Annotated in this window: 10 protein-coding genes; 3 read left to right on the top strand and 7 right to left on the bottom strand. The window is 65.0% G+C overall.

The features are described from left to right. Nucleotides 1-11 precede the first annotated feature (11 nt). The 3 genes from FHW92_RS21720 to FHW92_RS21710 all read right to left on the bottom strand — a co-directional run bounded on the left by FHW92_RS21720 (nucleotide 12) and on the right by FHW92_RS21710 (nucleotide 2,907). Nucleotides 12-1,136 carry a LuxR family transcriptional regulator gene (locus tag FHW92_RS21720; protein ID WP_168605381.1) on the bottom strand — a complete coding sequence of 375 codons (1,125 nt, stop codon included), beginning with the start codon at nucleotides 1,134-1,136 and terminating at the stop codon, nucleotides 12-14. 89 nt (nucleotides 1,137-1,225) lie between these two features. After that, on the bottom strand, nucleotides 1,226-1,918 hold the full coding sequence (locus tag FHW92_RS21715) for a hypothetical protein (RefSeq protein WP_349237732.1): 693 nt from the start codon (nucleotides 1,916-1,918) through the stop codon (nucleotides 1,226-1,228). Then, nucleotides 1,915-2,907 carry a sterol desaturase family protein gene (locus FHW92_RS21710; RefSeq protein WP_168605380.1) on the bottom strand — a complete coding sequence of 331 codons (993 nt, stop codon included), beginning with the start codon at nucleotides 2,905-2,907 and terminating at the stop codon, nucleotides 1,915-1,917. The genes FHW92_RS21715 and FHW92_RS21710 overlap by 4 nt, the downstream gene beginning before the upstream one ends. 175 nt (nucleotides 2,908-3,082) lie before the next feature. Here FHW92_RS21710 and FHW92_RS21705 point away from each other — a divergent pair, with 175 nt between their 5' ends. The 3 genes from FHW92_RS21705 to FHW92_RS21695 all read left to right on the top strand — a co-directional run bounded on the left by FHW92_RS21705 (nucleotide 3,083) and on the right by FHW92_RS21695 (nucleotide 5,493). Further along, complete coding sequence (locus tag FHW92_RS21705) at nucleotides 3,083-4,648, top strand: sulfotransferase (protein ID WP_168605379.1); 1,566 nt, start codon at nucleotides 3,083-3,085, stop codon at nucleotides 4,646-4,648. A 21-nt stretch (nucleotides 4,649-4,669) separates the two neighbouring features. Further along, complete coding sequence (locus tag FHW92_RS21700; protein WP_246870348.1) at nucleotides 4,670-5,065, top strand: hypothetical protein; 396 nt, start codon at nucleotides 4,670-4,672, stop codon at nucleotides 5,063-5,065. Between the two features lie 86 nt (nucleotides 5,066-5,151). Beyond that, a complete protein-coding gene (locus tag FHW92_RS21695) occupies nucleotides 5,152-5,493 on the top strand; it encodes a UrcA family protein (RefSeq protein WP_349237731.1) in 342 nt (113 codons plus the stop codon). A 30-nt stretch (nucleotides 5,494-5,523) separates the two neighbouring features. Here the strand turns inward: FHW92_RS21695 and FHW92_RS21690 are convergent, their stop codons facing one another. Genes FHW92_RS21690 through FHW92_RS21675 form a run of 4 tightly spaced genes read right to left on the bottom strand, consistent with a single transcriptional unit; the run spans nucleotide 5,524 to nucleotide 12,433 of the window. Then, complete coding sequence (locus tag FHW92_RS21690) at nucleotides 5,524-6,435, bottom strand: YncE family protein (RefSeq protein ID WP_168605377.1); 912 nt, start codon at nucleotides 6,433-6,435, stop codon at nucleotides 5,524-5,526. 12 nt (nucleotides 6,436-6,447) lie between these two features. Beyond that, nucleotides 6,448-8,208, bottom strand: a complete 1,761-nt coding sequence (atzF, locus tag FHW92_RS21685; RefSeq protein WP_168605376.1) for an allophanate hydrolase — start codon at nucleotides 8,206-8,208, stop codon at nucleotides 6,448-6,450. Further along, a complete protein-coding gene (uca, locus tag FHW92_RS21680) occupies nucleotides 8,205-11,801 on the bottom strand; it encodes an urea carboxylase (RefSeq protein WP_168605375.1) in 3,597 nt (1,198 codons plus the stop codon). Before uca ends, atzF begins: the two co-directional genes overlap by 4 nt. Further along, on the bottom strand, nucleotides 11,798-12,433 hold the full coding sequence (locus FHW92_RS21675) for an urea amidolyase associated protein UAAP2 (RefSeq protein WP_168605374.1): 636 nt from the start codon (nucleotides 12,431-12,433) through the stop codon (nucleotides 11,798-11,800). The genes uca and FHW92_RS21675 overlap by 4 nt, the downstream gene beginning before the upstream one ends.

Raw genomic sequence — 12,433 nt, 5'->3', positions numbered from 1 at the left:
TTTGGTATATCCTATATCATAAAGCGCCCCCTTGCGCCCGCCACGGATCCGCCGATGCGGCGCACCAGTTCGGATTGGCGCCCCGCGCCCGTCTTGGCCAGCACGCGTTTGAGATGCAGCCGCGCGGTGCCTTCGGCAATGCCGCGCGCGGCGGCAAATTCGCTGACGCTGCCCCCGGCGGCAAGGCAGGAGGCCAGCGCAGCCTCGGTGAGGGTGATGCCAAAGAGCATCGCGAGATCTTCGGGTGCATAATGCACCGCGTCTTCGGGGCGGGCGATGGTCAGCAGCAGCAGATCGCGCGGCGGGCCGGAGCGCCCCGGCATGGGCGCAAAGGGACTGGCGCGCAGGTGCAGCGCGGGTTGGTCTATGCCGCCCATCGCCATGACGCCGCGATCCGCGCGCCCCTCGATCAGCGCGGTCAGGCCTTCGTGATCTGCGCGATCCACCGCAGCCAGATGCCCATGGCGCAGACGCAGCCTGTCCCCTTGCGCCAGCATTGTCCGCGCGGGCGCATTGCACCAATGCAGGCGCAGATCGCGGTCGCAGGCCAGCATCGCCGTGCCGGTCGCATCATGGGCCTGCGCCAGCCATTCGGCCTTGGCCTCGGCCGCGCTCATCCGCATCCACAGCCTTGCGGCCTGCTGCATATGGGGCGCCATCCGCGTCAGCATGGCCTCTTCGCGGGGATCCATATCGCGCCGGTCATCGGCATTGCGGTGAAAGATCAGTGTGAAGCGATGGTCCTTGTCCAGCCTGTGGCTCATCCAGAAGGCCGGCCCCAGTCCGCAGCGCGCCAGCCCGTCGGACAATTGGCGGCGGTCCTGCGAGGAATAGGCAAGGCTGCGCGCGTCGCTCAGGATCTCCATTTCGGGCATGGGCCCGATGGGACGGCTGAAGCGCGGGTTGGCGGGGGTGTTGGCCCAGGAATCATGCAGGCGGCCATGGCGCTCGGAATGGCTGTCGCGCGTGCCCCAGACCGGCAAGGCCCGGCCGCCCCGCGCGGCGACCAGCAATTGCGCGGCCACGCATTCAACCTGAAAATCGCGGCGCAACAGATCCATCAGCGCGACCCAGCGCCCCGGTTCCTCGATCGCGCCATAGAGCGCGCCGATCCATTGATCGCTGATTGCCGCCATGATTGCGCTCCCCCGCCTTTAACCCATCTGGAGCGCAGGATATCCTATCGCGCCCGAACGGCAAGCGGGGCCTTTGCGGCGTCGCCGGTCTAAGTCCCCGCCACAGCCTTGCGGAACAGGGATCGGACCAGTCGATCCTCCAGCACCCGCCCGATCAGATAGAGCGCCACGAAGATTCCGGCAAAGACATAGGCCGGGGTGGGCGAGGGCTTCTTGCTCTTGGGGCCTTCCTCGTCGCCGTCATCGCCGTCGGGCTTGTCCGGGGCAGGCGCGCCCAGCGCCTTGTCGATGGGGTTCATCGGCGAGACGGCCTCTTTTGCGGCGGGCTTGGGCTTGGGCTTGGCCTTTGCAGGCGGGCCGGCGGTGTGGGCGGGGCCGTGAGCGGCGGGTTTCTGAAAGTCGTTGATGGTGATGATCGCCTGCGCAAAGCCGAGAAACAGCAGCGGCGCGAGGAAGCAGTAGAGCAAAGCGCGGCTGATCAGATCATAGCGCAGCACCGAATTTTCCACCCTCAGCACGCCGCTGTCGAACACTGACATCTTGTCCTGCGCCGCCGCGTCCTTTTTGCGGAAGGTCAGCGTGTCCTGATAGCGGTCATAGCTGGTGCCGGTCTGGCGGAAAAGCGGGGCCAGAAGGTCAAAGGCCTCCTCGCCCGATTGCTCCGCGGGCAGGGCGACTTCGCCGCGAATATGCCAGATCCAGTCGATGTAACGCAGCATGGAGGGCTTTTCCTGCGCCGATCCGGCGTAATCATGATGGTGCGCAGCGACAGTTCCACTCATTCGGCAGGCTCCGTCATGGGCGCCGGGGCGCTGCGGCCGTATTTTTCCTTCATCGTCTTCCAACCCTCTGTGAAGGGATAGGTCATCTGTTCGCGGATCGACATGCGGCGCCCGCCTTCCAGCCCCAGCAATTCGGCCTCGCCATCGACGCAGGTGCCGAACATGCGGTCGATGAAAATATAGGAACCGGCGTAATTGCTGCGCGTGGCCTCGAAATCCTGCGAATGGTGCAGGCTGTGATGCTCGGTCGTGTTGAACAGGAAGCGCCACCAGCGGGGCGAATTGAAGCGGACATTGATGTGCTGATACGTGCCGATAGCCAGTCCAAAGGCCCCCGCCATCAGCGCCGCGCGCGGCAGGAAATCGAAAAAGCCGCCCACGCCCAGCCCGATCAGGAACAGTTCCACCGGATTGCCGACCGCGCCTTTGTTGATATTGAGCTGGGTGATGTAATGATGCACCGAATGGGGCAGCCAGAGCGGATACCAATTGTGCATCCCCCGGTGCATCCAATATTGCCCGAAATCGAAGATGAACGAGATCAGGAAGGCCTGTACCAGCAGCGGCAGGCCGGTGAACCAGGTGGCCTTGTCCCAATGCATCGCGTGCTGGATCGCCTTGATCATCACGCCGCTGCCGATGAAACTGTTCATGATGCGGATCAGCGTATAGCCGAGGCCGACATAGAACAGGTCGGTGGCCAGCTCTTTCCACGTCAGACGCCAACTGGCGAAACGCGGATTGACCCATTCAAGCGCCAGCAGCAACACCTTGAAACCAATGCCTATATAGATCGCGGTCGAGGCCTTGGCGATGGAATTGGGCGCATAGAACCAGAAGGCCAGCATCGCAAAGAGCATGGTCGGCTGAAACCAGGTGAAGATGAATTGTTTGATCGGACCGCCCTCGACGCGGGGAATGTTTTCCCAGCCGATGGTGACGGGCGCTTCGGCCCCAATGATCCGCTTGCCTACGAGAACGCCGTTCATCTTGTCTCTACCCGAGTCCAGCCTGCAGGAGGGTAAAGTGCCTGAAATTCTGGACAGGCGTCATACGTCATCGGGCGTATAAGCCATGATAAAGAATCGCGCACGCGCGCGCTGGAGTTTCTCGCGGCCCGGGCCTAGGCTTGCCGTCACAGGGATCGCGGCAAGGAACGGGCGAATGGATCAGGGCGCGGCGGCGCGACAGGCTTTGCGGCGGGGCGACTGGGCAATGGCGCAGCGGCTGGCGGCGGGGTTGATGGTGCGCTCGCCCGCCGAGGGTCAGTTCGTGCTGGGCGTGGCGGCGGCCTCGACAGGGCGGGCGGTTGAGGCGCTGGCCTATTTCCAGCAGGCCGTGATGGGCGAACCCCCAGAGGCATCACGGGGCGGCGAATATCGCGCCCAGCTCGCCCGTATGCTCAGCCTGTTGCGCCGCGATGGCGAGGCCGCACAGGTTCTGCGCGAGGCCGAACAGAACCTGCCACAGGATGCCCTCAGCCTCGATACGCTGGGCTGCGTCTATGCGCGGCTGGGGCGGCATGAGGCGGCCTTGCCCCATTTTCTGGCCGCCGTTGCGCGCGAGCCTGACAATCGCGAATATCGCTATAATCAGGCCGTGACGCTCAATTTCCTGGGCCGGGTGGATGAAGCGGAGGCGGCGCTGGAGGCTTTGATCGCGCTGGCTCCCGATGATGCCCGCGCGCATCACCTGCTGGCCTCGCTGCGCAAGCAAAGCGTGGGGCGCAACCATATCCCGCGATTGGAAACCGCCTATGCCGGGGCGAAACCGGGGCGTGACCGGCTGCTGACCGGCTATGCGCTGGCCAAGGAACTAGAGGATATCGGCGAGGAGGCGCGCGGCTTTGCGACGCTTTGCGCGGTCAATGCCGCGCACAGGCGCGATCTGCCCTACGACCCCGCGCATGACACCGCCAATTTTCAGGCCATGCAGGACGGATGGCCCGCCATGGCCGAGCCGAGAGACGCGCCGCCCGATGCGCCCGTTTTCATCATCGGCATGCCGCGCACGGGCACGACTCTGGTCGACCGCATCCTGTCCTCGCATCCCGATCTGGAAAGCGCGGGCGAATTGCAGGCGATGCCGCTGGCGGTGAAGGCCATGGCGGGCACGGGCGGGCGCAATGTGCTGGACCCGGAAACGGCGCTGGCGGCGGCGCGGGGGGATATGGCGGCGCTGGGGCGCGATTATCTGCGGCGGGCGGGGCATCATCTGCGCGGCGATGCGCCTCGTTTCATCGACAAATTTCCCGGCAATTTCCATTACGCGGGTTTCATCGCGCGGGCCTTGCCCAAGGCGCGCATCGTCTGTCTGCGGCGCCATCCGATGGATACGGTGCTGGCCAATTTCCGCAATTTGTTCGCCATTTCCTCGCGTTACTATGACTACAGCTATGACCTGCTGGACATCGCCGCCTATTATGCGGGCTTTGATCGGCTGATGGCTTTCTGGCGTCATGTGCTGCCGGGGCGCGTGATGGAACTGGCCTATGAGGATCTGGTGAGCGATCAGGAGGGGCAGACCCGCGCCCTGCTGGCCCATTGCGGGCTGGAATGGGATGCGCGATGCCTGTCTTTTCAGGACAATGCCGCCCCGGTTGCCACACCCAGCGCGGCGCAGGTGCGCAGGCCCATGTATCGCGACTCGGTGGCGCGCTGGCGGCGGCATGAAGAGGCGCTGGCCCCGGTGCGCGCCTATTTTGAAAGCTTGGGGATCGCGGTGGACTGATCGGCCTACGCCATATCGCGCATGTTTGGGGCAGGCGATGGGGCGCATTATGGCACGATGGATCTTGCGTTTCGCCTTGGTGTGATGGTGCTGGCCGCCGGTTTGGGGTCGGGGGCCATGGCCGCGCCTGCCGCCACCACGCATCTGGTGACATGCGGGGATCAGACCTGCCTGATGGTCAACGGATATCGCCAACAGCGCGAGGAAGCCGTGGCGATCAACGGGCATCGCGTGGCGGTCGAAGGCGGGCGGAACTGGCGCCTGCGCCTGCCTGTCGCCACCTTGCGCGCATGGTCTGCGCCCTATGCCCGCAGTCTTGCCATTGCCACGGGCGAGAGCGCCGAGCGCGAGGTCAGCCTGCCCATCGGCCTGTTGGGCCATACCGATCTGGCCGCACTGGAGGTGCGCGTCCGTTAATCGCTTTGTTGTCAAACCCTGCCAATGCGCCTATGAATTTAGGACGGTCGCCAAAAGAGCGGCCCCAAAAAATTGCGCAGGAGTGGATGATGAAGATTGTATTCGCGGCTCTGGCCGCCGTCTCGCTTGCCGCCGGGGCTTCGGCGGCGCAGGCCGGGACCCCCGGCGAAAACCCCTTGGCCAGAGACAGCGCGGTGCTGCACCTCAACGGTCTGGACCTTGCCACTGTGGCCGGGCAGCAGCGTCTGGCGATCCGGCTGGATCAGGCGGCAGCAGCCGTTTGCGGCGACCGGCTTGCCGGTGTGCATCTGGCGCTTGAGGAACAGTCTCGCGCCTGCCGCGCCGGGGTCGTGGCCGATGTCCGCGCCCAGATCGAGCGCCGACAGGCCGCCGCTGCCAGCCCGGTCAAGCTGGCCTCGGCCCGATAAGGGGTGGGGTGGAGCCTGCGCTCCACCCGCTTATTGCCCGATCTTGGCCGGATCGGCCCAGAAAGACAGCGTGTGCTTGTCATGCGCGGTGGTCCACACGCCTATCGGCGCATAACGCAGGCCCCCGCTGCCCGCCAGCGGCCCGACGCGGGCGCGGATGACCAGCGTCTTGGGATCAATCACCACAAAGGTCTGATCCTCGGTGCTGCGCAGCCAGACCTTGCCGCCGCCGGTGTCGATATCGCCATATTTCAGCACCTCGCCCACTTTGACTCGCCCTGACACCTCGCCGGTGGCCGGATCGATGCGTGCCACCGTGCCGTCGCCCTGTTCCTGAACCCACACCCCGCCTTCGCCTGCGGCAAGGAAGCCGGGCTGTTTGCCCAGCGGCGTGGTTTTCGTCACGCTGTTGGTGGCCGGATCAATGCGCTGGATCAGATTGCCCTTGGCGCTGACCGCCCAAAGCGCGTTGAAGCCGAAGGCAAGGTAATAGGCGCCCGGCTCGGTGGGGATGGTGGCGATGACCTTGTTTGTTTTGGCGTCGATCCGCTTGATCTCGCCCTTGGCATCGCTGGCCACCCAGATCGAGCCGGCGCCCGCCGCCACGTTCAACTCGCCCTCCTTGCCATTGGCAAGGCCGGTGGGGATGCTGGCAATCACCTTGGCCTTGTGCAGGCTGACGCGCTTGACCACGCCTTCCTTGCAATCGGCAAACCACAGCGAACCATGGGCGATGCTCATCCCACCGCAGGGGCGCGGACTGGGCACTTCGGCCAGCTTCTTTTGCGCGGACCAATGTTCGACCCGGCCCCGGTTGGTGGTCCACACGGTCGCGCCATCCACCGCGATGAAATCGGCAAAACCGGGGACGGGGATGACCTTCTCCACCGGCTCGGCCAGAGCGGGCGTGGCGATCAGGGCGGCAAGCAGCAAAGCTTTCATGAGCGTCTCCCCTCAGGCGCGCGAGGCGATATAGGCGCGCCAGCCACCCAGATCGGTGATGTCGGTGGCCCCCACAATCGCGCGCGGTTCGGCCACGAAACCCTTGACGCTGCTGCCATCGGCCAGCGTCACCGTGCCGATGGCCAGCGGCGCGGGGACCTCGACCACGAAACTGCCAAACTCGGCCACGCCCAGTTCATAGACCTCAACCTTGATCGGCGCGCCTTCTTCGGCATGGATCAGTGCGGGCTTGGGCGGCACGCTGTCGGCCATGGCATAGAGCCGGTAATTGGGCGCGGTTTCAAAGGCTCCGACGAAGGCGGCATCGCGGCTGGTCAATTGCCAGTGGAGCGGCATATCCTTGAGATGGGCGCCGACAACGGCCAGTTTCACGGTCTGCATTTTCGCCTCCAGATCGAGGGGTGGAATGGGGGGAAGAGCGGCGGCATCGAGATAGGCATCGGCCACATCCAGCAGCGCCCGATCGCAATCGGCGGGCCCGATCAGCGTGATGCCAAAGCCTGTGCCATTGTGGCGTGCGCCCGCCGGAACCGCCAGAGCGGCCATATCCAGCAGGTTCACGAAATTGGTATAGGCGCCAAGGTTGCTGTTGAGCGCGATGGGCGCGGCGGCCAATTCGGCCACGCGATAGGTTGTCCCGGTGGTGGGAAAGGCGAGAATGTCGACCTCTTCCCACATCTGATCGGCATGGCGTTTCAGCGCGGCGAGGCGATAGATCCCCTGCCACAGCTCCACCGCGCCGATGTTGAGGCCCGGTTCGACCACGGCGCGCACGGTGGGGTCGATGGCATCGGGATTGTCGGCCAGCAGGCCCGCGATGGCGGCGCTGCGCTCGGCCACCCATGGGCCGCCATAGAGCAATTGCGCGGCCTCCTGCAGCGGGGCCATGTCGATCTCGACGATCCGGCCCTGTGCGGAAAGTGCTTCGAGCGCGCGATCGTAGAGATACTCGCTCTTCGCATCGCCAAAAAACAGTCGTTGGTCGCGGCGCGGAACCCCGATGGTCCGCGCCGCGCGGGGGCGGTCGGCCAAGGGTTTGGAATAGGGATCACTGGCATCGAAACCGGCGACCACCCCGTCCACCAGCCGGGCATCCGCCGTATCATCGGTAAAGACCGTGATGCAATCCAAGGTGCGGCAGGCCGGGACAAGGCCCGAAGTGCTCCACCGCCCCTTGGTGGGCTTAAAGCCGATCAGATGGTTGAAGGCGGCGGGCACCCGGCCGGACCCTGCCGTATCCGTACCCAGCGCAAAGGCCACCAACCCGGCCGCCACCGCCACCGAGGAACCCGAACTCGACCCCCCGCTGACATAGGCCAGATTATAGGCGTTGCGGGGGATGCCATAGGGGCTGCGGGTGCCGACAAGGCCGGTGGCGAATTGGTCGAGGTTGGTCTTGCCGATGCAGATCGCGCCCGCCGCCAGCAGGCGTTCGACCACCGGGGCCGAAGCGGCGGGTCGGTAGGCAAAGGCCGGGCAGGCGGCGGTGGTTTCAAACCCCGCCACATCGATATTGTCCTTTACCGCAAAGGGCACGCCGGCAAGGGGCAGATCCTCGCCCGCCGCCAGGCGCGCGTCGATGGCGGCGGCGGCGGCCAACAGCGTTTCGGGCGATGCCCGGCTGATCCAGATCTGCGGCTGGATGGCGTCATAGGCGGCGAGGCGGGCGAGCACCTCGCGCGCCACCTCCACCGCGCTGGTTTGCCCGCTGCGGATGGCGGCGGCGATCTTGGTGGCGGATTGACGGTTCATGCGTGCCTCCGCAGCGCCAGCATCGGCGCGCCCGGTTGCAGGGATTGCTTTTCGGCCATGTAGAGCGCGGCGATCGTGCCGCTGCCCGGACTTTCGATCGGGCATTCCATCTTCATGGTTTCGAGGACCGCGATGGTTTCGCCCGCGCTGACCTCATCGCCTGCTGCCACCAGCAGTTTCCATACGCTGCCGCCAAAGGGCGCCTCAATTAGCTCGCTGCCTTCTGGCAGGGTGATGTCGGCGGTTTGGGGGGCGTCCTCCTCGTTCAGGCTGGAAACCCGATCGAACTCGCCCTTGCGCTGCCAATCCTCGCGTTCCTCGGCAAAGGCGGCCTCGCGCCTTGCCTCGAATTCGGCGATGCCTTGCGCATTGTCGGCAAGGAAAGCGCGGTAATCGGCGAGGCGGAATTGCGAGGGCTCGACACGGATCGCACGCCGCCCGGATGGAAAATCGCGCCGCCATTCGGCCAGTTCTTCCGCGCTGACGGGATAGAAGCGGATCTGGTCGAAGAAGCGCAGCAGCCAGGGCTTGTTCTCGATGAAATCCTGCGTCTGGCGATAGGTGTTCCACACCTGAATGGTGCGGCCAAAGAGCTGGTATCCGCCCGGCCCCTCCATGCCATAGATGCACATATAGGCCCCGCCGATGCCCACGACATTGGGCGGCGTCCATGTGCGCGCAGGGTTATATTTTGTGGTGACAAGGCGGTGGCGCGGATCGACGGGCGTTGCCACCGGAGCGCCGAGATAAACATCGCCAAGGCCCATCACCAGATAATTGGCTTCGAAGATCAGGTTCTCGACAGCGGCGGCATCGGGCAGGCCGTTGACGCGGCGGATGAATTCGATGTTGTCCGGACACCATGGCGCATCGTCACGCACCGCGCCCATGTATTTCTCGATGGTCTCGATGGTCGCCGGATCGCGCCAACTGAGCGGGAGATGGACGATGCGGCTGGGAATCGTGAAATCGGCCAGATCGCCCAGCCTCTCCTCAGCCTCGATCAGCAGGGAAAGGGCCGATTTCTGGTCGATCACCGCGCCGTCGAAATGCAGTTGCAGCGAGCGGATGCCGGGCACGATGTCGATGATGCCGGGGGCGTTCATCCGCTCCAGCTCTGTCATCAGCGCATGGACGCGGATGCGCAATTCGATGTCCAGCGTGATCGGGCCATATTCGACGAGGATGTTGCGGTCGCCCTGCTGGCGATAGGTGGTGCGGGGGCGGCCTGATGCTGCCGGTGTCTCGGCCAGAAGAGGTGAGAGCGCCTCGATGGCGCGGGCGGGGGTATTGGCCATGGCCGTGCCGGTGGAGAGCAAGGCCTGCTGCGCGGCGTCGGCCTTGGCGGCGTCCTCAATGCTGACCGGCACGAAGCGCAAAGTGTCGCCCGCCGCCAGTTGGCCGATCTTCCACCTGTCCGCCGCGATCACCACGAAGGGACAGACGAAACCGCCCAGCGAGGGACCGTCCGGGCCAAGGATGATCGGCATGTCGCCGGTGAAATCCACCGCGCCGATGGCATAGGGATTATCGTGGATGTTTGAGGGGTGCAGCCCCGCCTCGCCGCCGTCCTTGCGCGCCCATTGCGGTTTGGGGCCGACAAGGCGCACGCCGGTGCGGTTGCTGTTGTAATGGACCTGCCATGAGGCGGCGATGATGGTGTCAATGTCGGAGGGCGTGAAGAAATCGGGCGCGCCATGCGGGCCATAGAGGACGCGGATCGCCCATTCCCCCGGCAATTCGGGCGGCGCGGCGGAGGGCAGGGGTGCTGACATGGGTTCATCGCCAAGGTGGATCGTATCGCCCGCCATCAATCGGCGCGCGGCATGGCCGCCAAATTGGCCCAGTTCAAAAGTGCTGCGGCTGCCCAGATAGGGCGCGAGGTCAAAGCCGCCCGCAAACAGGATATAGCCGCGCATCCCGCCGCCGCGCGCGCGGCCCATGGCGAGGGTCTGGCCTGCGGCGACCGCGATGGGTTGGCCGCGCTCGATGGGGGCGCCATCCAGCGCGGCGCCGAAATCCGCGCCCATCAGGCAGATCGTGGCGGGTGCGGTAAAGCTGAGCGTCGGGCCGGTGTTGGTGACTTCCAGCCCCGCCGTGCCCTCGGCATTGCCGATCAGGCGATTGCCCAGACGGAAGCTTTGATCATCCATCGGGCCGGAGGGGGGCACGCCCACCGCCCACAGCTTTTGCCGTCCCGGCCAGTCCTGCACGGTAGTAGCCGTGCCGCCGGAGATCACGCGGATCGCGCGGGGGCGGAAATCGACCTGATCGAGCGCGCGGGTGGATACCTCGCCGCTGGTGAAGGCGGGCAGGCGCACCACATCGCGCAGCCAGCGCAGGTTCGTTTCGATCCCATCGACGCGGGTGGCGGCCAGCGCGGTCTGCATCGCGGCCACGGCCTCCGCGCGCGTGGGCGCATGGACGATCAGTTTCGCCAGCATCGGGTCATACCAGACGCTGACCTCGGTGCCCGCCATGACCCATGTTTCGGCACGGATATTGTCGGGGAAGGTGACGGCGGTCAGCGTGCCCGAGGTGGGGCGATAATCGAGGCCGGGGTCTTCGGCATAGAGGCGGACCTGAATGGAATGGCCCTTGGGTTCGGGCGTGGGCGCGTCGAGGAAGCTGTAATCGCCGCTTGCGCCCCGGATCATCCATTCGACCAGATCGATGCCCATCACCTCCTCGGTGACGCCATGTTCGACCTGAAGGCGGGTGTTCATTTCTAGGAAGAAGAAGCTCTGGCGGTCGGCATCATAGAGGAATTCGACCGTGCCCGCCGAGCGGTAATTCGCCGCCTGACCAAGGCGGATGGCCGAGGCGATGAGGTCGGCGCGGACATGGGCGGGCAGCAGGGGGGCGGGGGCTTCCTCCAGCACTTTTTGGTTGCGGCGTTGCAAGGAGCAGTCGCGCTCACCCAGCGCCATGATGCGGCCCTGCCCATCGCCGAAGATCTGGACCTCGATATGGCGGGCGCGGCGGATATAGCTTTCGAGGAACACCCCGGCATCGCCGAAATTGCTCATGCCAAGGCGGGCCACGGCGGCAAAGCCTTCGCGCACGTCCTCGTCATTCTCGCAAATGCGCATGCCGATGCCGCCGCCGCCCGCCGTGGCTTTGAGCATGACTGGATAGCCGATCTGCGCTGCGGCTGTCAGAGCCTGCGCTTCATCGGTCAGCAGGTCCGAGCCGGGGGCCAGCGGCACATCATGCGCGGCGGCCAGCGCGCGGGCGCTGTGTTTGAGGCCAAAGCTGCGGATATTGTCGGGCGTGGGGCCGATAAAGACAATGTCTGCCGCCGCACATGCCTGCGCAAATTCGGTGCTTTCGGCCAGAAAGCCGTAGCCGGGGTGGATCGCCCCCGCGCCGGATTTCTGCGCCGCCGCGATGATCGCGGGGATGTTGAGATAGCTTTCGGAGGCCCTGCCTTCACCGATGCAGATGGCTTCGTCAGCCTGCGCCACATGGAGCGAAGCCTCGTCAGCCTGCGAATAGACCGCAACCGAGCGCAGGCCCATTTTGCGCAAAGTGCGGATGATACGGGTGGCGATCGCCCCGCGATTGGCGATCAGGACGGTGTCAAAGCTCATGCCGATACAATCATCCGAACGGGGGTGGGGTTAAAGGCGTTGCAGGGATTGTTGATCTGGGGGCAGTTTGAAACGACCACGATCACATCCATCTCCGCGCGCAGATCGACCGTCAGGCCGGGCGCGGAAATGCCGTCGACAATGCCCAGCGAGCCATCGGCTTCGACCGGAACGTTCATGAAGAAGTTGATGTTCGAGACGATATCGCGCTTGCCGCGCCCTTGGGTCAGATTGGCCTCAAGAAAATTTTCGACGCAGGCATGTTGCGATTTGGTGTGGTGGCCATAGCGCAAAGTATTGGATTCGCACGAGCATGCTCCACCGATCGTGTCGTGATATTCGACCGAGGTGGCAGCAATCGTCATCATCGCGCGGCCTTCGTTGGAACGCAGCACCGTGCCCTGATGCAGGAACAGATTGCCCTGTGCACTGACGGTATCCTGCATGCTGTAGCGCTCGGCGTCGTCCTCGGCGCTGTAGAGCAGGAAATCAACCGCCTGATTGCCTTCCAGATCGACAATGCGCAGGGTCTGGCCCGCGCGGATTGTGTGGAGCCAAGGCGCGCGGGCCGGGACGATGGCGTCATGGAGGATGGCGCCGGTAAGGCCAGCGGTGTGGGGATCTTGCGTCAT

Source organism: Novosphingobium sp. SG707 (assembly GCF_012275515.1).
In the GTDB taxonomy this organism is placed as follows: domain Bacteria; phylum Pseudomonadota; class Alphaproteobacteria; order Sphingomonadales; family Sphingomonadaceae; genus Novosphingobium.
This window is presented reverse-complemented; position numbering and strand designations above follow the sequence as displayed.

Excerpts from the sequence above, each read along its gene's own strand:
- FHW92_RS21705 (WP_168605379.1), top strand. The coding sequence starts at position 3,083 with ATGGATCAGGGCGCGGCGGCGCGACAGGCTTTGCGGCGGGGCGACTGG.
- FHW92_RS21720 (WP_168605381.1), bottom strand. The coding sequence starts at position 1,136 with ATGGCGGCAATCAGCGATCAATGGATCGGCGCGCTCTATGGCGCGATC.
- FHW92_RS21710 (WP_168605380.1), bottom strand. The coding sequence starts at position 2,907 with ATGAACGGCGTTCTCGTAGGCAAGCGGATCATTGGGGCCGAAGCGCCC.
- FHW92_RS21695 (WP_349237731.1), top strand. The coding sequence starts at position 5,152 with ATGATGAAGATTGTATTCGCGGCTCTGGCCGCCGTCTCGCTTGCCGCC.
- FHW92_RS21690 (WP_168605377.1), bottom strand. The coding sequence starts at position 6,435 with ATGAAAGCTTTGCTGCTTGCCGCCCTGATCGCCACGCCCGCTCTGGCC.
- atzF (WP_168605376.1), bottom strand. The coding sequence starts at position 8,208 with ATGAACCGTCAATCCGCCACCAAGATCGCCGCCGCCATCCGCAGCGGG.
- FHW92_RS21700 (WP_246870348.1), top strand. The coding sequence starts at position 4,670 with ATGTTTGGGGCAGGCGATGGGGCGCATTATGGCACGATGGATCTTGCG.
- FHW92_RS21675 (WP_168605374.1), bottom strand. The coding sequence starts at position 12,433 with ATGACGCAAGATCCCCACACCGCTGGCCTTACCGGCGCCATCCTCCAT.
- FHW92_RS21715 (WP_349237732.1), bottom strand. The coding sequence starts at position 1,918 with ATGAGTGGAACTGTCGCTGCGCACCATCATGATTACGCCGGATCGGCG.
- uca (WP_168605375.1), bottom strand. The coding sequence starts at position 11,801 with ATGAGCTTTGACACCGTCCTGATCGCCAATCGCGGGGCGATCGCCACC.